At 64.3% G+C, this 24,645-nt stretch carries 29 protein-coding genes; 26 read left to right on the forward strand and 3 right to left on the reverse strand.

Going from position 1 to position 24,645, the window contains the following annotated elements; genetic code table 11:
- Nucleotides 1-13 precede the first annotated feature (13 nt).
- The 26 genes from PI87_RS16140 to tatC all read left to right on the forward strand — a co-directional run bounded on the left by PI87_RS16140 (nt 14) and on the right by tatC (nt 20,407).
- Entirely contained in the window at nt 14-1,477 is a 1,464-nt protein-coding gene (locus tag PI87_RS16140; RefSeq protein WP_039598738.1) for a glutamate synthase subunit beta, read from the forward strand.
- 182 nt (nt 1,478-1,659) lie between these two features.
- Nucleotides 1,660-2,691 (forward strand): tripartite tricarboxylate transporter substrate binding protein, encoded by a 1,032-nt coding sequence (locus PI87_RS16145; RefSeq protein WP_039598739.1) that lies wholly within the window; start codon nt 1,660-1,662, stop codon nt 2,689-2,691.
- 244 nt (nt 2,692-2,935) lie between these two features.
- Entirely contained in the window at nt 2,936-3,781 is an 846-nt protein-coding gene (locus PI87_RS16150) for an ABC transporter ATP-binding protein (RefSeq protein ID WP_039598740.1), read from the forward strand.
- On the forward strand, nt 3,778-4,545 hold the full coding sequence (gene mlaE / locus PI87_RS16155; protein WP_039598741.1) for a lipid asymmetry maintenance ABC transporter permease subunit MlaE: 768 nt from the start codon (nt 3,778-3,780) through the stop codon (nt 4,543-4,545). The genes PI87_RS16150 and mlaE overlap by 4 nt, the downstream gene beginning before the upstream one ends.
- Before the next feature lie 28 nt (nt 4,546-4,573).
- Nucleotides 4,574-5,095: an outer membrane lipid asymmetry maintenance protein MlaD gene (gene mlaD, locus PI87_RS16160; protein WP_039598742.1), complete on the forward strand. Its 522-nt coding sequence runs from the start codon at nt 4,574-4,576 to the stop codon at nt 5,093-5,095.
- 3 nt (nt 5,096-5,098) lie between these two features.
- Nucleotides 5,099-5,914 (forward strand): MlaA family lipoprotein, encoded by an 816-nt coding sequence (locus tag PI87_RS16165; protein ID WP_039598743.1) that lies wholly within the window; start codon nt 5,099-5,101, stop codon nt 5,912-5,914.
- 153 nt (nt 5,915-6,067) lie between these two features.
- Nucleotides 6,068-6,703 (forward strand): MlaC/ttg2D family ABC transporter substrate-binding protein, encoded by a 636-nt coding sequence (locus PI87_RS16170; RefSeq protein WP_039598744.1) that lies wholly within the window; start codon nt 6,068-6,070, stop codon nt 6,701-6,703.
- Nucleotides 6,704-6,774: 71 nt separating this feature from the next.
- Nucleotides 6,775-7,095, forward strand: coding sequence for an STAS domain-containing protein (locus PI87_RS16175; RefSeq protein WP_039598745.1), 321 nt, complete (start codon nt 6,775-6,777; stop codon nt 7,093-7,095).
- 239 nt (nt 7,096-7,334) lie between these two features.
- The gene (locus PI87_RS16180; protein WP_039598746.1) at nt 7,335-8,294 is read left to right on the forward strand and encodes an ABC transporter ATP-binding protein; all 960 of its coding nucleotides are present in this window, start codon (nt 7,335-7,337) and stop codon (nt 8,292-8,294) included.
- Nucleotides 8,291-9,079 carry an ABC transporter permease gene (locus PI87_RS16185; RefSeq protein WP_039598747.1) on the forward strand — a complete coding sequence of 263 codons (789 nt, stop codon included), beginning with the start codon at nt 8,291-8,293 and terminating at the stop codon, nt 9,077-9,079. Before PI87_RS16180 ends, PI87_RS16185 begins: the two co-directional genes overlap by 4 nt.
- Nucleotides 9,080-9,136: 57 nt before the next feature.
- On the forward strand, nt 9,137-9,373 hold the full coding sequence (locus PI87_RS16190; protein ID WP_039598748.1) for a BolA family protein: 237 nt from the start codon (nt 9,137-9,139) through the stop codon (nt 9,371-9,373).
- 89 nt (nt 9,374-9,462) lie between these two features.
- Complete coding sequence (murA, locus tag PI87_RS16195; protein WP_039598877.1) at nt 9,463-10,728, forward strand: UDP-N-acetylglucosamine 1-carboxyvinyltransferase; 1,266 nt, start codon at nt 9,463-9,465, stop codon at nt 10,726-10,728.
- A gap of 19 nt (nt 10,729-10,747) precedes the next feature.
- Nucleotides 10,748-11,437 carry an ATP phosphoribosyltransferase gene (hisG, locus tag PI87_RS16200; RefSeq protein WP_039598749.1) on the forward strand — a complete coding sequence of 230 codons (690 nt, stop codon included), beginning with the start codon at nt 10,748-10,750 and terminating at the stop codon, nt 11,435-11,437.
- Entirely contained in the window at nt 11,434-12,762 is a 1,329-nt protein-coding gene (hisD, locus tag PI87_RS16205; RefSeq protein ID WP_039598750.1) for a histidinol dehydrogenase, read from the forward strand. The genes hisG and hisD overlap by 4 nt, the downstream gene beginning before the upstream one ends.
- 38 nt (nt 12,763-12,800) lie before the next feature.
- Nucleotides 12,801-13,925, forward strand: a complete 1,125-nt coding sequence (hisC, locus tag PI87_RS16210) for a histidinol-phosphate transaminase (protein ID WP_039598751.1) — start codon at nt 12,801-12,803, stop codon at nt 13,923-13,925.
- The gene (gene hisB, locus PI87_RS16215; protein WP_039598752.1) at nt 13,922-14,512 is read left to right on the forward strand and encodes an imidazoleglycerol-phosphate dehydratase HisB; all 591 of its coding nucleotides are present in this window, start codon (nt 13,922-13,924) and stop codon (nt 14,510-14,512) included. The genes hisC and hisB overlap by 4 nt, the downstream gene beginning before the upstream one ends.
- Nucleotides 14,513-14,581: 69 nt before the next feature.
- The gene (locus PI87_RS16220; protein ID WP_039598753.1) at nt 14,582-15,205 is read left to right on the forward strand and encodes a MarC family protein; all 624 of its coding nucleotides are present in this window, start codon (nt 14,582-14,584) and stop codon (nt 15,203-15,205) included.
- Nucleotides 15,202-15,855 carry an imidazole glycerol phosphate synthase subunit HisH gene (gene hisH / locus PI87_RS16225; RefSeq protein ID WP_039598754.1) on the forward strand — a complete coding sequence of 218 codons (654 nt, stop codon included), beginning with the start codon at nt 15,202-15,204 and terminating at the stop codon, nt 15,853-15,855. The genes PI87_RS16220 and hisH overlap by 4 nt, the downstream gene beginning before the upstream one ends.
- Before the next feature lie 66 nt (nt 15,856-15,921).
- Nucleotides 15,922-16,665, forward strand: coding sequence for a 1-(5-phosphoribosyl)-5-[(5-phosphoribosylamino)methylideneamino]imidazole-4-carboxamide isomerase (gene hisA, locus PI87_RS16230; protein WP_039598755.1), 744 nt, complete (start codon nt 15,922-15,924; stop codon nt 16,663-16,665).
- A gap of 53 nt (nt 16,666-16,718) precedes the next feature.
- Entirely contained in the window at nt 16,719-17,489 is a 771-nt protein-coding gene (gene hisF / locus PI87_RS16235) for an imidazole glycerol phosphate synthase subunit HisF (protein WP_039598756.1), read from the forward strand.
- A 2-nt stretch (nt 17,490-17,491) separates the two neighbouring features.
- On the forward strand, nt 17,492-17,914 hold the full coding sequence (gene hisI, locus PI87_RS16240; RefSeq protein ID WP_039598757.1) for a phosphoribosyl-AMP cyclohydrolase: 423 nt from the start codon (nt 17,492-17,494) through the stop codon (nt 17,912-17,914).
- The gene (locus tag PI87_RS16245) at nt 17,907-18,281 is read left to right on the forward strand and encodes a phosphoribosyl-ATP diphosphatase (protein ID WP_039598758.1); all 375 of its coding nucleotides are present in this window, start codon (nt 17,907-17,909) and stop codon (nt 18,279-18,281) included. Before hisI ends, PI87_RS16245 begins: the two co-directional genes overlap by 8 nt.
- A gap of 45 nt (nt 18,282-18,326) precedes the next feature.
- Entirely contained in the window at nt 18,327-18,701 is a 375-nt protein-coding gene (locus tag PI87_RS16250) for a DUF4870 family protein (protein ID WP_039598759.1), read from the forward strand.
- Nucleotides 18,702-18,763: 62 nt separating this feature from the next.
- On the forward strand, nt 18,764-19,012 hold the full coding sequence (gene tatA / locus PI87_RS16255) for a Sec-independent protein translocase subunit TatA (RefSeq protein WP_039598760.1): 249 nt from the start codon (nt 18,764-18,766) through the stop codon (nt 19,010-19,012).
- A 20-nt stretch (nt 19,013-19,032) separates the two neighbouring features.
- Nucleotides 19,033-19,551: a Sec-independent protein translocase protein TatB gene (gene tatB / locus PI87_RS16260; RefSeq protein WP_039598761.1), complete on the forward strand. Its 519-nt coding sequence runs from the start codon at nt 19,033-19,035 to the stop codon at nt 19,549-19,551.
- Between the two features lie 61 nt (nt 19,552-19,612).
- Nucleotides 19,613-20,407 (forward strand): twin-arginine translocase subunit TatC, encoded by a 795-nt coding sequence (gene tatC, locus PI87_RS16265; protein WP_039598762.1) that lies wholly within the window; start codon nt 19,613-19,615, stop codon nt 20,405-20,407.
- Between the two features lie 70 nt (nt 20,408-20,477).
- On the opposite strand, the gene PI87_RS16270 is transcribed toward tatC, so the two are convergent.
- The 3 genes from PI87_RS16270 to PI87_RS16280 all read right to left on the reverse strand — a co-directional run bounded on the left by PI87_RS16270 (nt 20,478) and on the right by PI87_RS16280 (nt 24,552).
- On the reverse strand, nt 20,478-21,554 hold the full coding sequence (locus tag PI87_RS16270; RefSeq protein WP_039598763.1) for an ABC transporter ATP-binding protein: 1,077 nt from the start codon (nt 21,552-21,554) through the stop codon (nt 20,478-20,480).
- Complete coding sequence (locus tag PI87_RS16275) at nt 21,547-23,358, reverse strand: ABC transporter permease (RefSeq protein ID WP_084209984.1); 1,812 nt, start codon at nt 23,356-23,358, stop codon at nt 21,547-21,549. The genes PI87_RS16270 and PI87_RS16275 overlap by 8 nt, the downstream gene beginning before the upstream one ends.
- An 87-nt stretch (nt 23,359-23,445) precedes the next feature.
- Nucleotides 23,446-24,552: an ABC transporter substrate-binding protein gene (locus PI87_RS16280; protein WP_039598764.1), complete on the reverse strand. Its 1,107-nt coding sequence runs from the start codon at nt 24,550-24,552 to the stop codon at nt 23,446-23,448.
- Nucleotides 24,553-24,645 lie beyond the last annotated feature (93 nt).

Genomic DNA, 24,645 nt, shown 5'->3' on the forward strand with positions numbered 1-24,645 from the left:
CAGGAAGGACACCATGGGCAAGGCGACCGGTTTTCTCGAATTTCCCCGCCAGAACGAGGGATACGAAGCGCCCGAAGCGCGCGTAAAGCACTACAAGGAATTCGTGTTCGCACTGGCGGACAACGAAGCCAAGATCCAGGGCGCACGCTGCATGGACTGCGGCATTCCGTTCTGCAACAACGGCTGCCCGGTCAACAACATCATCCCGGACTTCAACGACCTGGTGTATCGCCAGGACTGGAAGACCGCGATCGAGGTGCTGCACTCGACCAACAACTTCCCCGAGTTCACGGGCCGCATCTGCCCGGCGCCGTGCGAAGCGGCTTGCACGCTGGGCATCAATGAGCTGCCGGTCGGCATCAAGTCGATCGAGCACGCCATCATCGACAAGGCCTGGGAAGAAGGCTGGGTCGCGCCGCAAGTGCCGAAGCACAAGACCGGCAAGACCGTGGCCGTGGTTGGCTCGGGCCCCGCTGGTATGGCTGCTGCACAGCAACTGGCACGCGCCGGCCATGACGTGACGCTGTTCGAGAAGAACGATCGCATCGGCGGCCTGCTGCGCTACGGCATCCCCGACTTCAAGCTGGAGAAGGCGCAGATCGACCGCCGCATGCAGCAGATGGAAGCCGAAGGCGTGACGTTCCGCACCGGCGTGATGGTCGGTGACAAGACCGTGCCCGCCGGCATCGTCAACGACGCACGCGAAACCATCGCTGCGGATGACATCCTCAAGCAGTTCGATGCCGTTGTGCTGACGGGCGGTTCGGAAGTGCCGCGCGATCTGCCCGTGCCGGGCCGTGACCTGGACGGCGTGCACTACGCGCTCGAATTCCTGATCCCGCAGAACAAGGAAGTGGCCGGCGACGCGCCCAACCCGATCCGCGCGGACGGCAAGCACGTCATCGTGATTGGTGGCGGCGACACGGGCTCGGACTGCGTGGGTACGTCCAACCGCCATGGCGCCGAATCGGTCACGCAATTCGAACTGCTGCCGCGCCCGCCCGAAGAAGAGAACAAGCCGCTGGTGTGGCCGTACTGGCCGATCAAGATGCGCACGTCGTCGTCGCATGACGAAGGCTGCGAGCGCGACTGGTCGGTCGCCACCAAGGAACTCATCGGCGAGAACGGCCGCGTGACGGGCCTCAAGGCAGTCCGCCTGGAATGGAAGGACGGCAAGATGGCCGAAGTCGCAGGCAGCGAGTTCACGCTCAAGGCCGACCTCGTGCTGCTGGCGATGGGCTTTACCAATCCGGTCGGCGGCGTGCTGGATGCGTTCGGTGTGACCAAGGATGCGCGCAACAACGCGCGTGCATCCACCGAAGGCGACAACGCCTACGCCACCAACGTGCCGAAGGTGTTTGCCGCCGGTGACGTGCGCCGCGGCCAGTCGCTGGTCGTGTGGGCCATCCGCGAAGGCCGCCAGGCTGCCCGGTCGGTGGACGCGTTCCTCATGGGTCATACGGAACTGCCGCGCTGACCACGCGACTGACCGCCTGACCCAGGCCCGCCAAGGTTCGCCTTGGCGGGCTTTTTCTTTTGGCGCGGCGCCCATTGTGACGGTGGCGTTATGTCTCATGGTTTACATCGACATGGTTTACCGGGGTTCAGCGCGGCGGGGCGGATTTCTAGAATGAAATGCCCCCCAACCTCCAGGCCACGATGCGAGCCCGCGCCCGTAACCTGCCCGCCGAAGTGCCTGACGCCACCGACTTGCGGCGACGCCGGGCTATTGCCTGGCTGGGCGCGCTGCCGGCTGCATTGGCGCTGCCGGCGCGCGCGGAACTGCTGGGCTACCCCTCACAGCCGCTGCGCCTGGTCGTGCCGGCCCCCGAGGGCAGCGCGTTCGACGCCGTGGCCCGAGCGCTGGCGGTGCAACTACAGCAGCAGATCGGTCGCCTGGCCGACGTTGACGATCGCCCAGCCGCCAACGGCATGGCCGCCGGTGATCTGGTCGCGCGTGCGCCGTCCGACGGCCATACGTTGTTGCTCCAGCAAACCACCTTTGTTGTTCAGCCGGCGCTGGAGCCGGCGCCTTACGATCCGCTGCGCGATTTCCAGGCGGTGGCCATGGTGGCCACGCTGCCGCTGTTCCTGGCGGTCGATGCGCGCTTGCCCATCACCTCGGTGAGCGAGCTGATTGCCCAGGCACGCGGGGAATCCGTTTCCGTCAATTGCGGTTCGGACATCATCGGTACCTGGTCGCACCTGGTCGCTGAGCAGTTTGTGCGCGACTACGCTTTTCACGCGCCGCACGTGGCAGTCCGGGGGGAGGCGGGCCTCGTGCAGCAGGTGATGGCTGGACGCATGGCTGCGTGCTTCGCCTGCTATCCGAGCCTGTCGACGGGGGTATCCAGTGGCCAGTTGCGGCTGCTTGGTGTGACGGGATCGGCGCGCTCGTCGTTCGCGCTCGCCACGCCGACTTTGCGCGAGGCGGGGCTCGCCGGGTTTGACTACAGCGCGTGGGTTGGGGCATTCATGCCGGCGCGTACGCCCAAGCCGTTGTCGATGCGCGCAGCAGCCGAATTCCGCCGCGCGCTGATATCAAGCGATGTTCTCGCCACATTGCGCGCAGGGGGCTTCGAGCCGGAGTGGAATGCCGCCGACACCCTCGCCCAGGCTGCGCGCCGCGATGCCAGCCACTGGCAGTCGCTGATCCGTCAGGTGGATCTGCGTGTCGATACCGGTGAGTGATTGATAGAGCGCCACGCCTAGCGCACCACTTTCAGCGGCCGGCAAGACCACGCGCCAGCAGCGCGGCGCTCAAGCCACACAAACTGTAGGTAAGCATGGAGTGACTGACGGGCTGCACGGGTTTCCACCTATAATGGCGGGCCGTATCGAGCCGGTACGGCTAGCGAACATAACAAGATGCGGCCCGCCTCAGGCGTCACCCAGGGCCGCCAAACCAGCCGAGCCCTCAGCACCGAACTCCACCGTGTCTACCCAGTCCTCCAACGCCGTTGTCGAGCTTGATCACGTCGATTTCGCCTACCAGCCAGGCGCGCGGAGCATCCTGTCTGGCCTCTGCATGCGCGTGCCCAAAGGCAGCGTGGTGGCCGTCATGGGCGGCTCGGGCTGCGGCAAGACGACGATCCTGCGCCTGATTGGCGGGCAGGTCGGAGCGGCTGCCGGTGCCGTGCGCGTGCACGGTCAGGACATCGGCGCCATGGACAAGCCGGCGCTGTACGCCGCGCGCCGCCAGATGGGCATGCTGTTCCAGTTCGGCGCGCTGTTTACCGATATGTCCGTGTTCGACAATGTGGCATTTCCGCTGCGCGAACACACCGAACTGCCCGAACTGCTCATCCGCGATCTCGTGCTGATGAAGCTCAATGCGGTCGGCCTGCGCGGCGCGCGTGACCTGATGCCCTCGCAGATTTCCGGCGGCATGGCGCGGCGCGTGGCGCTCGCCCGTGCGATTGCGCTGGACCCGTCGCTGATCCTCTACGACGAGCCGTTCGCCGGGCTGGATCCGATCTCGCTGGGCCTCACCGCCTCGCTCATCCGCAAGCTGAACGACGCGCTGGGCGCGACCAGCATCATCGTCTCGCACGATGTGCAGGAGACGTTCCACATTGCCGATTACGTGTACTTCATCGCCAACGGTGGCATTGCCGCCGAGGGCACGCCGGCGCAGTTGACTGCGTCGACAGACCCGTTCGTGCGCCAATTCGTGCACGGCGAGGCGGACGGCCCCGTGCCGTTCCACTACCCAGGTGTGCCGCTGGCCGATGACTTCGGCCTGGGCACGAGTCTGGGTAAGAAAGGAGGTGGGCGATGATCTCCACCATCGGCTTCCTCGTTCGTGGGCTGATCAGCCGGCTTGGTTATGCCGTGCGCATGCTGTTCACGCTGTTCGCCGCCTCGGGCGACGTGCTGCGCCGCCCGCGCCTGGTGATCGAGCAACTGCGCTTCATCGGCAACGATTCGTTCATCATCATCGCCGTGTCGGGCCTGTTTGTCGGCTTCGTGCTCGGCTTGCAGGGGTACTACACGCTCAATCGCTATGGCTCCGAGCAGGCGCTGGGCCTGCTGGTGGCGCTGTCGCTGGTGCGTGAGCTGGGCCCGGTGGTGACGGCGCTGCTGTTTGCCGGCCGGGCTGGTACGTCGCTCACCGCTGAAATCGGCCTGATGAAGGCCGGCGAGCAACTGATCGCCATGGAAATGATGGCTGTCGACCCGTTGGCCCGTGTGCTGGCGCCGCGCTTCTGGGCAGGTTTCATCGCCATGCCGTTGCTGGCCGCGATCTTCAGCGCGGTGGGTATTCTGGGTGGATACTTTGTGGGTGTCGGGTTGATCGGCGTTGACCCTGGCGCGTTCTGGTCGCAAATGCAGGCCGGTGTGGACGTGATGGACGACGTGGTTAACGGCGTCATCAAGAGTGTCGTGTTCGGCGTGGCCGTGACCTTCATCGCGCTGTATCAAGGCTACGAGGCCAAGGCGACGCCCGAGGGTGTGTCGCGTGCGACCACCCGCACCGTGGTGATTGCGTCGCTGGCCGTGCTGGCGCTGGACTTTGTGCTGACGGCGCTGATGTTCAGCTGACACGTCGGACATTCAACGAGAAAGAATCATGCGTAAGAGCCTCCTCGATTTCTGGGTCGGACTGTTCGTGCTGGTGGGCATCGTGGCGCTGCTGTTCCTGGCGCTCAAGGCCGGCAATATGAGCGCGTTCTCCTTTGCCAAGACCTACCAGGTGAAGGCCGCCTTCGACAACATCGGCGGCCTCAAGGTGCGTGCGCCGGTCAAGAGCGCGGGCGTGGTGGTCGGCCGTGTGTCGCAGATCCTGTTTGACGACAAGACCTACCAGGCCAGCGTTGTGCTCGACATGGACCAGCGCTACCAATTCCCGAAGGACAGCTCGGCCAAGATCCTGACCTCGGGCCTGCTGGGCGAGCAGTACATCGGCCTCGAGCCGGGCGGCGACTCAGCCATGCTGGCCAGCGGTAGCAAGATCACGATGACGCAGTCGGCTGTGGTGCTGGAGAACCTGATCAGCCAGTTCCTGTACAGCAAGGCTGCAGATGCCGGTGCCGGTGGCAACGGTAGCAACGCCGGCGGAGCCAAGCCGGCTGAGGGCAGTGGGAGCAAATAAACGATGAAAACAACAACGTCCATCCACACATTGCGCGGTTTCACGCTGGCCCTGGTGGCAGGCGTCTCGCTGCTCGCAGGCTGCGCCACGGGCCCGAACGCCAGTCCGGCCGACCCGATCGAGCCGTTCAACCGCGAAGTCTTCCGTATTAACGAAGACCTCGACAAGGGCGTGCTCAAGCCGGTTGCGCAAACGTATGTCGACGTGGTGCCGTCTCCGGCGCGCACGGCGGTGTCGAACTTCTTCTCCAACGCGGGTGACGTCTATTCAGCCGTCAACAACCTGCTGCAGTTGAAGGGCACGGCCGCGCTGGAAGACACCATGCGCGTGGCGATCAACACCGTGCTGGGCCTGGGCGGCCTGATCGACATCGCATCGGATGCCGGCCTGCCCAAACATAAGGAAGACTTCGGCCAGACGCTCGGCGTGTGGGGCGTGCCGGCGGGCCCATACCTCGTGTGGCCCCTGCTTGGCCCAAGCACCGTGCGTGACACCGCGGGCTTCCTGGTCGACTGGCAGCTGGATCCGTTGACGTACTGGCACGACAGCACCATCACGTATTCGCTGGCCGCACTGCGCGTGGTCGATGCGCGCGCCAACCTGCTCGGCATCAGCAACGTGCTGGAAGAGGGCGCCGTCGACAAGTACACCTTCATGCGCGACGCGTACCTGCAGCGCCGCCGCTACCTGATTTACGACGGCAACCTGCCGGAAGATCAAGACAACAAGAAATCGTCGGATAAGTCGTCCGATACCGGTGATGCAACCGTGTCGCCCTATCAGCGCTTTACGCCCAACTGGCCGGTGTTCCGTCGCTGATTCATCACACGTAACAGCATCGCCTCAAAGGTGACAAGGCGTAAAACTGGCCGGCTCGGGCGAACTCGCCCGCCGATGGTCTGTTCTAATCGCCAATAAGATTGTGGCCAGAGAGCTGCAAGCGACACATAAATCACACTAGAAGGACGCGATATGTTGAAGAACCTCCTCCGCTCCCTGTTCACCGGCCTGGCGCTGACTGCTGCCGTGGCTGCCGCCCCTGTCCACGCTCAGGAATCCGACGCACAAACCACTGTCAAGACCGCGGTGGACGATGTGCTGACCACCATCAAGGGTGACCCGGACCTGCACGGCGGCAATATGACGAAGGTTTACCAACTGGTCGACCAGAAGATCGTGCCGCGCGCCGACTTCCAGCGCACCACGAAAATCGCCATGGGCCGCTTCTGGAACCAGGCATCGCCCGAGCAGCAGCAGCAGATTCAGGACGGCTTCAAGACGCTGCTGATCCGCACCTACGCGGGCGCACTGTCGAACGTGAAGAACCAGACCGTTGCGTATAAGCCGTTCCGTGCTGACCCGGCTGACACCGATGTAGTGGTGCGCTCGACGGTCAACAACAACGGCGAGCCGGTGGCGCTGGACTACCGCATGGAGAAGACCGCAAACGGCTGGAAGGTCTACGACATCAACATCAGTGGCCTGTGGCTGTCGGAAACGTACAAGAACCAGTTTGCTGATGTCATCAGCAAGAAGGGTGGTGTGGCCGGTCTGGTGCAGTTCCTGGATGAGCGCAACGCGCAGCTCGCCAAGGGCCCGGCAAAGTAAGCTGGACTCCGGTAGAATCCACACAGCGGTCGCCATCCTTGGCGGCCGCTGTTTCTTTTTCTGACTCGACCATGTTGACCTTGTCCGGCCCGCTGACTCACCGTGAAGCGCCGCGCGTTCTGCGCGAGGGCGAGGTGCAGCTCGATCAGGCGCGCGAGGCCGGCACTACCGCGCTGCGCGTTGATTGTGCAGGGCTGTCGCAGGTCGATTCTTCCGCGCTGGCGGTGCTGCTTTCGTGGCAGCGCACGGCGCAGTCCGCCGGTATCGCACTCGATATCGCAGGCGCCCCGGAGGCGCTGTCCAATCTCGCCACGCTCTACGGCGTAGAGTCTCTGCTGGCCTCGCTGACGATTCGGCCGGCAACTGCGGCCCACCATCACGCACGACATTGAGGCGGCGTCCGGTGCGGGGCGGTTTCCCCTGACATCGCGATGCCGCGCCCCGGCCAGGGCGCCGCGCGCGCTTCTGGCAGCTCCGGTGCCGCGCTGCAAGCCGCGCCGCCGTGAGTTGGTGCAGTTCCCCTATAATTCTCGGTTTGTCGCTCTGCCGCCGCCATGCGCGGCGTCCGGGGCCGCGATGATCATGTGAATCGGCGGTCACGAGATGCGCAGAGTAGTTCACTTTGTCGGCCATGAAAGCCATCGAAATCGCTGACGTCCGCAAGCGCTACAAGTCGTTGCAAGCGCTCAAGGGCGTGAGCCTGTCTGTCGAGCAGGGCGAGTTTTTCGGCCTGCTGGGCCCTAACGGCGCGGGCAAGACCACGCTGATCTCCATCCTCGCGGGCCTGAATCGTGCCGATTCCGGCCACGTGCGCGTGCTCGGTCACGATGTCGTGTCCGACTACCGCACGGCGCGCCGCAAGCTCGGCGTGGTGCCGCAGGAACTGGTGTTCGATCCGTTCTTCACGGTGCGCGAAACGCTGCGCCTGCAGTCAGGCTATTTCGGCCTGACCAACAATGACGACTGGATCGACGAGGTCATGGCCAATCTGGACCTGACCAACAAGGCCGATGCCAACATGCGCGCGCTGTCGGGCGGCATGAAGCGCCGTGTGTTGGTGGCGCAGGCACTGGTACACCGCCCGCCGGTGATCGTGCTGGACGAGCCGACCGCTGGCGTGGACGTCGAACTGCGCCAGACGCTGTGGAAGTTCATCTCGCGCCTGAATCGCGAAGGCCACACCGTCGTGCTGACCACGCACTATCTGGAAGAGGCCGAATCCCTGTGCGACCGCATCGCCATGCTCAAGTTTGGCGAGGTGGTGGCGCTTGATCGCACCGCCAATCTGCTGTCGCAATTTGCCGGGCTGCAGTTGGTGCTGAGCTTCGCGAACGGTGCGCTGCCGGCATCGCTCGAAGGGCTGCGCCTGCCGCCGGGCAACCACGGTGAGCGCGGCGTGCGCCTGCGCCTGTCGGGCTACGGCGAGGTCGAGCAGATTCTCTCCACCTGCCGCCAGGCCGGCTGCGAGATCGACGACATGGAAATCGCCAAGGCTGACCTGGAAGACGTGTTCGTGCAGATCATGCGCCGCGAAGGCGGCATCCCCGTTGTGCCGCAAACACCTGAGACCGCACTGGAGCCTGCCGCATGAGCGCCATTCCTGAGAGCCTGCCGGGCCGTTGGGTCGGCTTCCGCACGCTGCTGTACAAGGAAGTGCTGCGCTTCTGGAAGGTGAGCTTCCAGACCGTGGCTGCGCCGGTGCTGACCGCGTTGCTGTACTTGTTGATCTTCGGCCACGTGCTGGAAGACCGCGTGAAGGTGTTCGACCAACTGAGCTACACCGCCTTCCTCGTACCCGGCTTGGTGATGATGAGCGTGCTGCAGAACGCGTTTGCGAACAGCTCGTCGTCGCTCATCCAGTCGAAGATCACCGGCAACCTCGTGTTCATCATGCTGCCGCCACTGTCGCACTGGGAGATGTTTGGCGCCTACGTATGCGCCTCCGTCATCCGCGGCCTGGCCGTGGGCACGGGCGTGCTGGTCGTGACGACCTTGTTTGCGCACCTGCACTTCGCGCAGCCGTTGTGGATCATCGTGTTTGCCGTGCTGGGCGCTGCGGTGCTCGGTACCCTGGGGCTGATCGCGGGCATCTGGGCCGAGAAGTTCGACCAGCTCGCGGCGTTCCAGAATTTCTTGATCGTGCCGGCCACCTTCCTGGCGGGCGTGTTCTATTCGATCCATTCACTGCCGCCTTTCTGGCAGGCGGTGTCCCACGCCAACCCGTTCTTCTACATGATCGACGGCTTCCGCTACGGCTTCTTCGGCGTGTCCGATGTGCCGGTGGCGACGAGCCTCGGCGTGATGCTGATCGCGCTGGTCGTGGTGGGGGGGATTGCCCTGCAGATGCTGCGCACGGGCTACAAGCTGCGCCATTGATGCGTCGATAACAAAACGAACGACGCACACCCTAACGTTTTTGGAGAAGGGACGGCCATGTTGCCCACACCTGAACAAGTCAAGCAGTACATCGAAACCGGCCTGCCGTGCGAACACCTCGAAGTCGAGGGCGACGGGCAGCACTTCTTCGCCACCATCGTCAGCGCGCAGTTTGAAGGCAAGCGCCTGATCCAACGTCACCAACTCGTCTATGCGGCGCTGGGCGACCGGATGCGGGCGGAGATCCACGCGCTGTCCATGAAGACGCTGACCCCGACGGAGTGGCAGTCCTGATGGCCGAGCTTGATCCCACCCCGGTTAATAACGCTGATACCGATGACCTTGCGCTCGCCGAGCGCGCTGAACGACGTGACGTTTCGCTCATGGACAAACTGCTGATCGAAGGCAATGGCCCGCTGTCGGGCGAAATTCGCGTGTCTGGCGCCAAGAACGCCGCGCTGCCCATCATGTGTGCCGCGCTGCTGACGCCTGAACCGCTGGCGCTGAACAACGTGCCCAACCTGCAGGACGTGCGCACGATGCTCAAGCTGCTGCGCCAGATGGGCGTGGAGGGTGCGCTGGACGGCCACAACCTCACGCTGGACGCCGCGAATATCCACTCGCCGGAAGCACCGTACGACCTGGTGAAGACCATGCGCGCGTCGATTCTGGTGCTGGGCCCGCTGCTGGCGCGCTTCGGCCATGCGCGTGTGTCGCTGCCGGGCGGCTGCGGCATCGGTGCACGCCCGGTCGATCAGCACATCAAGGGCCTGCAGCAGATGGGCGCCGAAATCGTCATCGAACACGGCTACATCGAAGCCAAGCTCGCCGATGGCGCCAAGCGCCTGCGCGGCGCACGCATCGTCACCGACATGGTGACGGTCACGGGCACCGAAAACCTGCTGATGGCCGCAGCGCTGGCCGACGGCGAAACCGTGCTGGAAAACGCTGCACGTGAGCCGGAGGTGACCGACCTCGCCAACCTGCTCGTGAAGATGGGTGCGCGCATCGAAGGCATCGGCACCGACCGCCTGGTGATCCAGGGCGTCGAATCGCTCAAGGGCGCCGAGCACACCGTCATTGCCGATCGCATCGAAGCCGGCACCTTCCTGTGCGCCGTGGCTGCCGCTGGCGGCGACGTGACGCTGCGCGGCGTGCCGCCGGGCATCCTCGATGCGGTGCTCGACAAGCTGCGCGAAGCGGGCGTGACGCTTACCACGGGCGATGACTGGATCCGCGTGCAGATGACCGGCCGCCCGAAGGCGGTGAGCTTCCGCACCTCGGAATACCCGGCGTTCCCGACTGACATGCAGGCGCAGTTCATGATGCTCAACGCCATCGCCGAAGGCTCGGCCACGGTGACGGAGACCATCTTCGAGAACCGCTTCATGCACGTGCAGGAACTCAACCGCCTGGGCGCGAATATCGTGACCGACGGCAAGACGGCGGTGGTGACGGGCGTGGAGCAGCTTTCCGGCGCGACTGTCATGGCGACCGACCTGCGCGCCTCCGCCAGCCTCGTGATCGCCGGCTTGGTGGCGCAGGGCGAAACGCTGGTCGACCGCATCTATCACCTCGACCGCGGCTACGACCGCATCGAAGACAAGCTCTCCGCTGTCGGCGCCAAGATCCGCCGCGTCCAAGCGTAAGGTAAGGAACAAGCAGGCCATGAACGCAATCCAGTCCGCTCCCGATCAGCTCACGCTGGCGCTCTCCAAGGGGCGCATCTTTGAAGAGACGCTGCCGCTCCTGAAGGCTGCCGGCATCGAGGTGACCGAAGATCCGGAAACCTCGCGCAAGCTGATTCTGCCGACGTCGGACCCGGCGCTGCGCGTGATCATCGTGCGCGCCTCCGACGTGCCGACCTACGTGCAATACGGCGCGGCGGACTTTGGCGTGGCTGGCCGCGACGTGCTGATGGAGCACGGCATGGCGGGCCTGTATGCGCCCATCGACCTGAACATCGCCCGCTGCCGCATGTCGGTGGCGGTGCCCAAGGGCTTCGATTACGCCAACGCGGTGCGCCAGGGCGCGCGCCTGTCGGTGGCGACGAAGTATCTGAACACCGCGCGCGAGCACTTCGCCAAGAAGGGCGTGCACGTCGACCTGATCAAGCTGTACGGCTCGATGGAACTGGGCCCGCTGGTGGGCCTGGCCGACGCCATCGTCGACCTGGTCAGCACCGGCGGCACGCTGCGCGCGAACAACCTCGTCGAGGTGGAAGAGATCGTGCAGATCTCGTCCCGACTGGTCGTCAACCAGGCCGCGCTGAAGTTGAAGCGCGAGCGGTTGGCACCGATCCTCGACGCTTTCGAGCGCGCCTCCGCCAAGGATGCGCGCGTTGGGGAACCCGCATGAGCCTGACCATCCGTAAGCTGGATTCGGCCGAAGCCGGATTCGCGGCGCAACTGCGCCAGGTGCTCGCTTTTGAGGCGAGCGAAGACGAAGCCATCGATCGCGCCGCCGCGCAGATCCTGGCCGACGTGAAAGCGCGCGGCGACGCTGCCGTGCTGGAAGCCACGCGCCGCTTCGACCGCATCGAAGCCGACAGCGTGGCCGCGCTGGAGCTGTCGCCCGCCACGCTGCAAGCCGCGCTGGATGGCCTGGAGCCCAAGCGCCGCGCGGCGCTGGAAGCGGCGGCTGCCCGTGTGCGTGCGTACCACGAGAAGCAGAAGCTCGAGTGCGGCACCCACAGCTGGGAATACGCCGAAGCCGATGGTACGGTGCTCGGCCAGAAGGTCACGCCGCTGGATCGCGTCGGCATCTACGTGCCGGGCGGCAAGGCGGCGTACCCGTCATCAGTGCTGATGAACGCGATTCCGGCACGCGTGGCCGGCGTCAAGGAAATCATCATGGTGGTGCCTACGCCGGGTGGCGTGCGCAACGAGCTGGTGCTGGCTGCTGCCTGCATCGCCGGCGTGGACCGCGTGTTCACGATCGGTGGCGCGCAGGCCGTGGGTGCGCTGGCGTATGGCACCGACACCGTCCCCGCCGTCGACAAGATCGTCGGCCCGGGCAATGCCTATGTGGCCGCTGCCAAGCGCCGCGTGTTCGGCACGGTCGGTATCGACATGATTGCCGGGCCGTCGGAAATCCTCGTCATCTGCGACGGCACGACCGACCCGGACTGGGTGGCGATGGACCTGTTCTCGCAGGCCGAGCACGACGAGCTGGCGCAGTCGATCCTGCTGTGCCCGAACGCCGAGTTCATCGCACAGGTGGAAGCCAGCATTAACCGCCAGCTCGACGACATGCCGCGCCGGAACGTGATTGCCGAATCGCTGTCGGGCCGTGGCGCGTTGGTCAAGGTGCGCGACATGGAAGAGGCGTGCGAGATCGCCAACGACATCGCGCCCGAGCACCTGGAAATTTCCGCCGAGAACCCGCGGCAGTGGAGCGAGCGCATCCGCCACGCCGGCGCGATCTTCCTCGGCAAATACACCAGCGAATCGCTGGGCGATTACTGCGCAGGCCCGAACCACGTGCTGCCGACTTCGCGCACTGCGCGTTTCTCGTCGCCGCTGGGCGTGTATGACTTCATCAAGCGCTCGAGCCTGATTGAGGTGAGCGAAGCCGGCGCGCAGATGCTGGGCGAGATTGCCGCCGAGCTGGCCTACGGCGAAGGCCTGCAGGCGCACGCCCGCAGCGCTGAATACCGCCTGCAACGCACGGCATCCGAATAACGCAACCTGTACGACGACCCACCCACCAAGACGCCGCAATGACCGACATCGCATCCGTCCAGCCTTCTCTTGACGACCTGCTCGCCCGCATCGTGCGCGACGACGTTCGCGCCATGGGCGCGTACCACGTCCCCGATGCCACCGGCATGGTCAAGCTGGACGCGATGGAGAACCCGTACCATCTGCCGGCCATGCTGCGCGAAGCGCTGGGCAAGCGGCTGGCCGAGGTCGCACTCAACCGCTACCCGGTTCCCACCGCCGACGCACTCAAGGCGCAGCTCAAGCGCGTGATGCACGTGCCGGCCGGTGCCGAGGTGCTGCTGGGCAACGGCTCGGACGAGATCATCAGCATGATCGCCATTGCCGCGGCCAAGCCGGGCGCGACCGTGCTGGCACCGCTGCCGGGCTTTGTGATGTATGCGATGTCGTCTCAGTTGCTGGGCCTGAACTTCGTCGGTGTGCCGCTCAAGGCGGACCTGACGCTGGATCGTGAAGCGATGCTCGCCGCCATGGCGGAGCACCAGCCCGCTGTCATCTATCTGGCGTACCCGAACAACCCGACCGGCAACCTGTTCGACGCCGCCGATATGGATGCGATCATCCGTGCCGCGCGCGGGCCCGTGTGCCAGAGCCTGGTGGTGGTCGACGAGGCCTACCAGCCGTTCGCGCAGCACAGTTGGATGCCGCGCCTGCCGGATTTCGACCACCTGCTGGTCATGCGCACCGTCTCCAAGCTGGGCCTGGCGGGCATCCGTTTGGGCTACGTGGCCGGCCATGCCAAGTGGATCGCCGAGCTGGACAAGGTGCGCCCGCCGTACAACGTGAACGTGCTGACCGAGGCCACTGCCGCCTTCGTGCTCGATCACGCGGATGTGCTCGATGCCCAGGCAGCCACCTTGCGCGCCGAGCGCACTAAATTGACCGAAGCGCTGTCTGTCCAACCGGGTGTGACGGTGTTCCCGAGCGCTGCCAACTTCCTGTTGCTGCGCGTGCCTGATGCAGCCGGCTTGTTTGATAAGCTGCTCAAACGGCGGGTTCTGGTCAAAAACGTCAGTAAAATGCACCCATTGCTGGCCAACTGTCTGCGCGTGACGGTCAGCAATCCCGAAGAAAACGCGCAATTTCTCGATGCCTTTGCCGCATCGCTGCAGGAAGCCCCATGAGCCGCCGTGCCGAGGTCACTCGCAACACCTCTGAAACGCAGATCCGCGTCGCCCTTGATTTGGACGGCACGGGCAAGCAGACGCTGAACACTGGCGTCCCGTTCCTCGACCACATGCTCGACCAGATCGCCCGCCATGGCATGGTCGACCTGGAAGTCACGGCCACCGGCGACACCCATATCGACGATCACCACACCGTGGAAGACGTCGGCATCACGCTTGGCCAAGCCGTGGCCAAGGCCATCGGCGACAAGAAGGGCATCGTGCGTTATGGCCACAGCTACGTGCCGCTGGACGAAGCCCTGTCGCGCGTGGTGATCGACTTCTCCGGCCGTCCGGGCCTGGAGTTCCACGTGCCGTTCACGCGTGCACGCGTGGGCAGCTTTGATGTGGACCTGTCCATCGAATTCTTCCGCGGGTTCGTCAACCATGCCGGCGTGACGCTGCATATCGACAACCTGCGCGGCGTCAACGCGCATCACCAGATCGAAACCGTGTTCAAGGCCTTTGGTCGCGCATTGCGCATGGCGGTTGAACTGGACCCGCGCGCCGCCGGCACGATTCCGTCGACTAAGGGCACGCTCTGATCCACCGCATCGGCCTGGCCGAGCGTTTCTGATTCCTGCTCCTGACACAATGCCCCGGCCACCGATCCCATGGATCTGACCAAGAGCTTCTTCTCGCTGCTCGCGCTGATCAACCCGATCGGGGCGATCCCGTTCTTCATCAGCCTGACCGAAAGCCAGACGGATGAAGAGAAGCGCCGCACCATCAAGGTCGCGTCGATTTCGGTGGCGATCGTGATTGGCCTGTCCGCGTTGCTGGGCGAGCAGATCATCGGCTTTTTCGGGTTTTCGGTCGGCTCGCTGCAGGTGGGCGGCGGGATCATCATGATCATGATCGCGCTGAACATGCTGAACGCGCAGACCAGCCGCACCAAGGCCACGCCCGAAGAAGAGGACGAGGCCGGCGCCAAGGCCAGCATTGCCGTCGTGCCGCTGGCGATTCCGCTGCTCACGGGCCCCGGCTCGATCAGCACGGTGATCGTCTATGCCGGCAAGACCAAGCACTGGTGGGAGCTGCTGCTCCTGGCTGGCGTAGGTGTGGGGATCGCGCTGGTGGTCTGGATTGTGCTGCGCGCCGCCGAGCCGATCGCCCGTGTGATCGGTCGGACCGGCATCAACGTCGGCACGCGGTTGATGGGTTTGATCTTGGCGGCGCTGGCCGTGGAATTCATTGTTGACGGGTTGAAAACCCTGTTGCCTGTTCTCAAATCATGACTAAGATCGCAGTTGTCGATTACGGCATGGGTAACCTGCGCTCGGTAGCGCAGGCCCTGCGTACCGTGGCTCCGGAAGCCGATGTGCGCATCAGTGCGCAAGCCGATGAAATCCGCTCGGCGGACCGTGTGGTGCTGCCGGGGCAGGGCGCGATGCCAGACTGCATGGCCGCCTTCGACCAATCGGGCCTGCGCGAAGCGGTGCTCGAAGCGTCCCGTACCAAGCCGATGCTTGGCGTGTGCGTGGGCGAGCAGATGCTGCTCGAGCGCAGTACCGAGGCGCGCCCGGGCCAGGAATACACCCAAGGGCTGGGCCTGATCGGCGGCGAAGTGATTCGTTTCGATCTGGACGGCCAGTTGCAACCGGACGGTTCGCGGTACAAAGTGCCCCAGATGGGCTGGAACCGTGTACGCCAATGCCGCCCCCACGCACTGTGGGCCGGTGTGCCGGACGACAGCTACTTTTATTTCGTGCACAGCTACTATGCACGACCCGCGCGGGCTGAAGAATCGGTCGGAGAGACCGAATACGGGGTGCTGTTTACCTGTGCCATCGCCCGGGATAATATTTTTGCCACACAGTTTCACCCGGAAAAAAGTGCGCAAGCCGGTTTGCAGATCTACCGCAACTTCGTGCACTGGAAGCCCTGAATCTGGCGTTACCGTCACAAGCAACACTGTTTTTTCCCTTACCCCCTCAACTTTGTCGTCACGCTTATGTTGCTCATCCCGGCCATCGACCTGAAGGACGGTCAATGTGTGCGCCTCAAACAAGGCGATATGGATCAAGCCACCGTATTCTCGGAAGACCCTGCTGCCATGGCGCGGCATTGGGTCGAACAGGGTGCGCGCCGGCTGCATCTCGTCGATCTGAATGGCGCTTTCGTGGGCAAGCCGCGCAATGAGGCTGCCATCAAGGCGATCATCGCCGAGGTGGGTAACGAGATTCCCGTGCAGCTCGGCGGCGGTATCCGCGACCTCAACACCATCGAGCGCTGGTTGGACGACGGCCTGTCGTACGTCATCATCGGCACGGCGGCGGTGAAGAATCCGGGCTTCCTGCAGGATGCGTGCACCGCATTCGGCGGCCACATCATCGTCGGGCTCGACGCCAAGGACGGCAAGGTGGCTACCGACGGCTGGAGCAAGCTCACCGGCCACGAAGTCGCCGACCTGGCCAAGAAGTACGAAGACTACGGCGTCGAATCCATCATCTACACCGACATCGGCCGCGACGGCATGCTGCAGGGCATCAATATCGAGGCCACCGTCAAACTGGCCCAATCGGTGCAGATTCCCGTGATCGCCAGCGGCGGCCTGTCCAACCTGAAGGACATCGATCATCTGTGCGCGGTGGAGCAGCACGGTGTAGAGGGCGTGATCTGCGGTCGCGCGATCTACTCCGGCGACCTGAACTTCCGCGAAGCGCAGGATCACGCAGACAAACTCGGCGCCGCCTGATTCCACTCGGGCGCGCCCATCGGGCACACGGGTGCAAGGGCACCCGACTCATCATGCTAGCCAAACGAATCATCCCCTGCCTGGACGTGACCAACGGCCGGGTGGTCAAGGGCGTCAACTTTGTCGAGTTGCGCGACGCGGGCGACCCCGTTGAAATCGCGCGCCGCTACGACGAGCAGGGCGCCGACGAAATCACTTTCCTCGACATCACGGCCACGTCCGATGGGCGCGACCTGATGCTGAACATCATCGAGGCGGTGGCGTCGCAGGTCTTCATTCCGTTGACCGTCGGTGGTGGTGTGCGCGCGCTGGAAGACGTGCGTCGACTGCTCAATGCCGGTGCTGACAAGATCAGCATGAACTCGTCGGCGGTATCGAACCCGCAACTCGTGTCGGACGCCAGCGCTCGCCATGGCGCGCAGTGCATCGTCGTGGCCATCGACGCTAAGAAGGTGTCGGCCGCTGGCGAAGTCCCGCGCTGGGAAGTGTTCACACACGGTGGCCGAAAGGGCACGGGTCTGGATGCCGTGGCCTGGGCGCGCGAGATGGCGCAGCGTGGCGCCGGCGAGATCCTGCTCACGAGCATGGATCGCGACGGCACCAAGGCCGGCTTTGACCTGGACCTCACACGTGCGGTGTCAGATGCCGTGCCGGTGCCGGTGATCGCTTCAGGCGGTGTCGGCAACCTGCAGCATCTGACGGACGGCATCAAGCTCGGCCACGCCGATGCGGTGCTGGCCGCCAGCATCTTCCACTACGGCGAATACACCGTCGGCCAGGCCAAGCAGTTCATGGCCGAAAACGGCATTCCGGTACGGATCTGATCATGACCAAGAAGTGGCTCAACAAGGTCCGCTGGGACGACAACGGCCTGGTGCCGGTGATCGTGCAGGAGCAGGGCAGCAACGACGTGCTGATGTTCGCCTTCATGAACCGTGAGGCGCTGCAGAAGACTGTGGAAACCGGCGAGGCCGTGTTCTGGTCGCGTTCGCGCAAGCGCCTGTGGCACAAGGGCGAAGAGTCCGGCCACATCCAGCAGGTGCACGAAATCCGCCTGGACTGCGATGAAGACGTGGTCTTGCTGCGTGTCACGCAGGTTGGCGGTATTGCCTGCCATACTGGCCGCCACGCGTGCTTCTTCCAGAAGTTCGAGGGCAACGCAGAAGACGGCGATTGGCACACCGTCGAGCCCGTGCTCAAGAATCCTGACGACATCTACGCCGGCAAGCCCGGCCACAACCATGAGTGACACTCTGCGCCGCCTGGGCGAGGTGCTCGAATCCCGCAAGCTTGCCAACGGCGGCGACCCGGAGAAGAGCTACATCGCCCGCCTGTTCAACAAGGGCGACGACGCCATCCTTAAGAAGATCGGCGAAGAGGCCACCGAAACGGTCATGGCCGCCAAGGACGCCCGCGCCGCCGGCATGACTGACGAGGCACGTAGCAAGGTCGTCTACGAAGTGGCCGACCTGTGGTTCCACACCATGGTGCTGCTGTCGCACTTCGACCTCACGCCGGATGACGTGGTCAACGAACTGGCGCGCCGCGAAGGACTCTCAGGGTTGGAAGAGAAGGCGTTGCGCAAGTCGCAGGCACGGGATGCGGCGGGCGAATAACGCCGCAGGTGACTGATCGGTGACGAATCGCCGCAGGGAGGCAGCGTGGATAAATACGGATCGGCAGTGGTGGTGACGGCGGACGATGAACGTCTGGCCGGGCTGCGGCGGCTGACGCATATCCTGTATGCGCTCTACGCCATTTTTTGGCTGACTGGCGGCATCACTGCATTGATTGCCATCATCGTCGGGTATGTTAAGCGCGACGATGTGCGCGGCACGCTGTATGAGTCGCACTTTCGTTGGCAGATCCGTTCGTTCTGGTGGTGCGTACTATGGGGTGCGATCGGCGTGATGCTCATTCCGCTGGCCTTTATCGGCTTTGCGGTGCTGTGGGTTCTGGGCATCTGGATGCTGTATCGTATTGTGAAGGGCTGGCTGTACCTCAACGACAGCAAGCCGATGTACGCCAATCAGTAAAATCAACCAATGGCGTCGCCATCGCTGCGGCGTCACCAGTCGTATTTACGTGGGAGTAGGACATGGGTTCCTTTAGCATTTGGCACTGGCTGATCGTGCTGGTGATCATCATGATGGTGTTCGGCACGAAGAAGCTGCGCAATATCGGTTCGGACCTGGGCAGCGCTGTGAAGGGCTTCAAGGACGGCATGAAGGAAGGCTCGGAAGACAAGCCGGCAGCGCCGCAACAGGCGGCCGGCCAACCGCCGCGCGAGCTGCACGACGCGACGACGATCGACGTCGAAGCGCGCGACAAGTCCAAGCAAGGCTGAGCACCGGCGCGCGCTGACCGATGATCGATCTCGGCATTTCCAAGCTGGCGCTGATTGGCATGGTGGCGCTTGTTGTCATCGGGCCGGAGCGCCTGCCCAAAGTGGCGCGCACCGCCGGCGCATTGCTCGGCCGCGCGCAGCGTTACATCGCCGACGTGAAGGCCGAGGTGAGCCGCGAGATCGAGCTCGAAGAGCTACGCAAGATGCGTACCGACTTTGAGCAGGCCGCGCGCAATGTTGAGCAGACCATCCACCAGGAGGTCAGCAAGCACACCACCGAGATCAACGAGCGCCTGAACGAGGCGCTCGGCGATCCGGCGTTGCGCGAGACCTCCACCTCCGCCCCCGACTGGCGCCCCGCGCCGGGCAAGTCGCGCAACGGACGCAACAGCTGGCGCAACAAGCAGCTCTCGATGCCCAAGTGGTACCGCCAGAAGCAAGGCGTACGCATGTGGGCGCAATCGGGCGCGGCACGCGTCAAGCGTCACCGTCCGCCTATCGTTGCCGCGCAGTCGCGTGGGCGCTCCTTCTTCGAATGATCTTCCGGGCGCGGGCCGTTGTTGCGGTGCCGCGCGCTGACTTTCCCCCTTTCCAGTCGACATGAGTGCCGATCCGCAAGAGTCGCCCGAGGACGGCGCGCAGGAAACCTTCATCTCGCACCTGGTCGAGTTGCGTGAGCGCATCGTCAAGGCCGGCGCGGGTGTGCTGCTGATCTTCCTGGGCCTGGTCTACTGGGCGCCGGACATCTTCAATCTGTTCTCGCGGCCGCTCATTCAGGCACTGCCTAAGAACGGTCACATGATCGTGACGGACGTCACCGGCTCGTTCTTCGTGCCGATGAAGGTGACGCTGCTGGCGGCTTTCCTGATCGCGCTGCCGTGGGTGCTGTACCAAATCTGGCGCTTCGTGGCGCCGGGGCTGTACTCACACGAGAAGCGCATGATCATGCCGCTGGTGGTGAGCACCTACATCCTGTTCCTGTGCGGTGTGGCGTTTGCGTACTTCCTCGTCTTCCCGACCGTGTTCAAGGTGATGGCGCACTACAACGCGCCCTTGGGTGCGGAGATGTCGACTGACATCGACAAGTACCTCAGCTTTGCGATGACCACGTTCCTCGCCTTCGGCATCACCTTCGAGGTGCCGGTGGTGGTGATGGTGCTGGTGCGCTTTGGCATCGTCCCCCTGGAGAAGCTGCGCCAGGCGCGGCCGTACGTGGTGGTGGGTGCGTTCGTGATTGCGGCGGTCGTCACGCCGCCTGATGTGATGTCGCAGTTGCTGCTGGCGGTGCCGTTGTGGCTGCTGTACGAACTGGGGCTGATTCTGGCGGCGATCTTCCTGCGCAAGACGGTCGCGCCCGATGCTGACCCCGAACATCTTCCGGTGGTGAAGGACTGATCCACGGGTCGTCCACAGGTCCAAAGAAAAAGGCAGCCGAAGCTGCCTTTTTTGTTGCCGTTGAAACCGCTTATGCGGCGTACAGCCAGAACTGCTCGCGCGGGAAGGTCAGCGCGTACTGGCCGTCGCTCGGGGCGCTGCTGGCGTAGGCACGCAGGCCCGTGCCGGCAGCACCGCTGGCACGGAACAGGCATTCCCAGCGGTCGCCCAGGTACATGCGAGTGGCCAGCGGCAGGTGGATGGTGTTGTCGGCGGTGTCCTGGCCGACGCGCACCTGCTCCAGGCGGATCACGCCATGTGCTGACGCACCCGGCTTCAGATCACCGCGCGCCACACCCCACAGCGACCAGCCGCCAGCCTCGTCCACCAGGCGGGCCATACCGTCACGCACCTCGGCGATCTTGCCGTTGACACGGTTGTTGCTGCCCATGAACTCGGCGGTGAAGAGCGTTTCCGGCGCGCCGTACATCTCTTCGGGCGTACCTTGCTGTTCGATCACGCCGTTGTTCAGCAGCAGGATGCGATCGGACATGGCCATCGCTTCGCTCTGATCGTGGGTGACCATCAGCGCGGACAGACCCAGGCGCACGATCAGCTCGCGCAGGAAGGCGCGGGCTTCTTCACGCAACTTGGCGTCGAGGTTGGAGAGCGGCTCGTCGAGCAGGATCACGGGCGGGTTGTAGACCAGCGCGCGGGCAATCGCCACGCGTTGCTGCTGGCCGCCGGAGAGCTGGCTCGGGAAGCGCTCGCCCAGGTGGCCGAGGCCAAGCTGTTGCAGCACGGCCTGCACGCGTTCCTTGATCTGCGCGGACGGCGTCTTGCGCAGCTTGAGCGGGTAGGCGACGTTCTCGGCCACGGTCTTGTGCGGCCACAGCGCGTACGACTGGAACACCAGGCCCAGGTTGCGCCCTTCGGCGGGCACGTCGAGCTTCTTGGCGCCGTCGAACATGACGCGGTCGCCGATCTTGACGGTGCCTTGGCTGGCCTGCTCGAGGCCAGCGACGGCGCGCAGCAGCGTGGTCTTGCCCGAACCGGACGGGCCCAGCAGCGAGACGACCTCGCCCTTCTGCAACTGCATCGAGACACCCTTGAGGACCGGGTTGTTGCCGTATTGCAGGTGCAGGTCGTTGACAGTGAGTTCAATCATGGAGCTTTACCCCGAAACGCAGTGCGATGCCGAGGCCGACGGCCACCAGCACGATATTGACGAAGGACAGCGCGGCGACGATATCGATGGCGCCGCCCGCCCACAGGGAAACCAGCATCGAGCCGATTGTCTCGGTGCCCGGCGAGAGCAGATACACACCGGTCGAGTACTCGCGCTCGAAAATCAGAAAGATCAGCAGCCAGGCGCCGAGCAGGCCGTAGCGCGTGAGCGGCACGGTCACGTCGCGCGTGGTGCGGGCGCGGGTGGCGCCCACCGAACGTGCGGCTTCTTCCAGTTCAGGCCCGACTTGCAGCAGGGCTGCCGAGATCAGGCGCAGACCGTACGCCATCCACACCACCGTGTAGGCGATCCACACGCTGAAGATCGTGCTGCGCAGATCGCGCAGGCTCGGCACGACGTGCTCGATGATCCAGTTGGCGAAGGGCAGGCCGCTGTCGGTCAGCAGGGTCTCGATCCAGTTCGGGACGAACAGGAACACCCACAGGAAGGCCAGACCGGCCAGCAGGCCCGGCACCGCACGCGGCACCAGCACGCTGTAGTCGAGAAAACGCGTCCAGCCGTCCGGCTTGCGGTGCATGGCCAGGCCGATGCAGGTGTAGCAAGCCACGGCGATGGCGCCGCCGATCACACCGATCAACACCGTGTTGACCATCGCGCGCAGGAACTGCGGCTGCTCGAAGATCTGCTGGAACGCCGTGGTCGAGAACGCTTCCACCAGCGACACGCCTTCACCCCAGTTCGACACGAAGGCGCGCAGCGCGATGCCCGAGAGCGGCACCACCACCGTCACGAAGAACCACAGCACCACGATCGCCCAGGCCGGCCAGCGCCACTTGCCCAGCGGCAGCGGGCGGCTGCGCGTGACCTTGCCCTTGACGGTGACGAAGCGGTTGGCCGACTTCAGCATGTAGCGCTGCAGCAGCACCAGCGGGAAGGTCACCATTACCAGGCAGACCGCCACGGCTGCCATCAAGTGATACGCCGGCGTGCCGAGCTTGTTGGTCAGCTTGTACAGATACGTGGCCAGCACCAGGTGGCCTTCCGGATCGCCCAGCACCAGCACCAGGCCGAACACCTCGAAGCCCAGGAAGGTCACCAGCACGGCGGCGTACAACAGGGCAGGGCGCACCATCGGCAGGCTCACGTTCAGTGCCACTGACAGCGGCGAGGCACCGGCAATGCGCGCGGCTTCCTCCACGTCCGAACCCAGGCTGCGCAGCGCCGACGAGACATACAGATACACGTGCGGCACGTGTGTCAGGCCCGCGATGATGATGATGCTGGTGAACGAGTACACGTTCCACGGCGCACCGCCAAACAGGTTCTTGAACCACACGGTGTAGAAGCCCACGGGGCCAGCCGACACCACGTAGCCGAAGGCCAGCACCATTGGCGAGACAAACACCGGGATCATCAGCATCGGCTCCAGGATGCGGCGGCCGGGCAGGTCCGAACGCACCATCAGGAACGCCAGGATGCCGCCTAGCGGCACCGAGATTGCCGCCAGACCAAAGGCCAGCGCGGCGGACTTCTCAAAGGCGTGCCAGAAATCCGAATCCGTGAAGATGAAGCGATACGCATCGAGCCCCGCCAGCGCGTCCGGCATGAAGAACGGCGCGGAGAGAAAGCTCTGGTAGAAGATCAGCGCCAGCGGCGTGAAAATCGCCAGCGCGGTAAGCAGGATGACCACGCCGCGCGGCAAAGCCTGTCCCACACGCGTCCAGGGCGAGCGCTTGAGGGAGACTTCCGAAGCGGCGGCACGGTCTTGCGCTAGAGAACGCATGGTGCCTCCAAGAGGGGCCGGCGCCAGAAACGGATGGCGCCGGCAGATCGGTCAGATGAGAGGAATCGTGATCAGCGCGTCAGCAGATCAACGACCGGCGGCGGTGCGCCATTGCTTGATGAAGTCCAGGCGCTTCTTCGGCTCCAGGAACGTCAGGATCGACTCGTCCACCGGAATCGGCTTGATCGAGTTGCCGAGGATCTTCTTCAGGCCGGCAGCAGTCGCTTCGCCCGTTACGTCGTCACGCAGCGAGTGCAGATCCGACTTGTTGGCGAGGATGTCCTGACCGCGCTTGGACAGGATGTAGTCCAGCCACAGCTTGGCCGCGTTCGGGTTCTTCGCCTTCTTGGCGATCATCGCCACGCGCGAGACCACCAGCGTGTAGTCCTTCGGGTAGACGATGCCGATCGACGGGTCCTTCTTGGCGCGCGCCATCGCGTACGAGCCGAGGATGTTGTAGGCGATCAGGTTTTCACCCGAGGCCACGCGTTCCATCATCGTGCCGGTGGACGACTGCAGCACCAGGTTCGGGCCGACGGCCTTCACAAAGTCGAAGTACTGCGGCGAATCCTGGTTGTCTTGCGCGGCCATCATGAAGCCCACGGCGGACTTCTCGATGTCGTACGTCGTGACCTTGTTCTTGAAGCGATCGCCCTGGCTGCTGACCAGCTTGGCGAGGTCAGCGTGCGTCTGCGGGACTTCGCTGTCTTTGATCAGGCGCTTGTTGTACAGGAACACGGCCGGCTCGTACGTGGTGCCGTAGGCCAGGCCTTTGTGGACAGCCCACGTCGGCAGGTGCGGCACTTCGGGCGAGTCGTACTTCAGTGCGTAGGTCTGCGCGAGCTTGAGCTGCGAGTCCATCGACGAGTTCCACATCATGTCAGCCGAGGCGCCGCCGGCGGCCTGCTCGCTGATGAAGCGGTTGTACAGCTCGCTGCTGTTCATGTCGTTGTACTCGACCTTCACGCCGGGGTAGAGCGACTCGAAGTCCTTGATCAGCGGATCGGCGGCCTTGGTGTCGGTCGTCGCGTAGACCACCACCTTGCCTTCCTTCTTGGCGGCGGCGATGGTGTCGGCGTAGCTGGCAGGGTAGCCAGCCGGGACTTGCGCGAGTGCAGCGGTGCTGAGGGTCAGTGCGGCAGCAGCAATCGAAACGAGAGCGGCGTGCGCGGGCACGAAGCGGCCACGAAGCATGGGTTTGTCTCCTGTTTGCTTGTGATGGTGTGGGGCCGGCTACTTATGGCTTGTTGCGTGTAGCTCGGACGGATGGCCCCAGGTGCGGCGGAT

It is taken from the genome of Ralstonia sp. A12 (genome assembly GCF_000801955.1).
Taxonomy (GTDB): domain Bacteria; phylum Pseudomonadota; class Gammaproteobacteria; order Burkholderiales; family Burkholderiaceae; genus Ralstonia.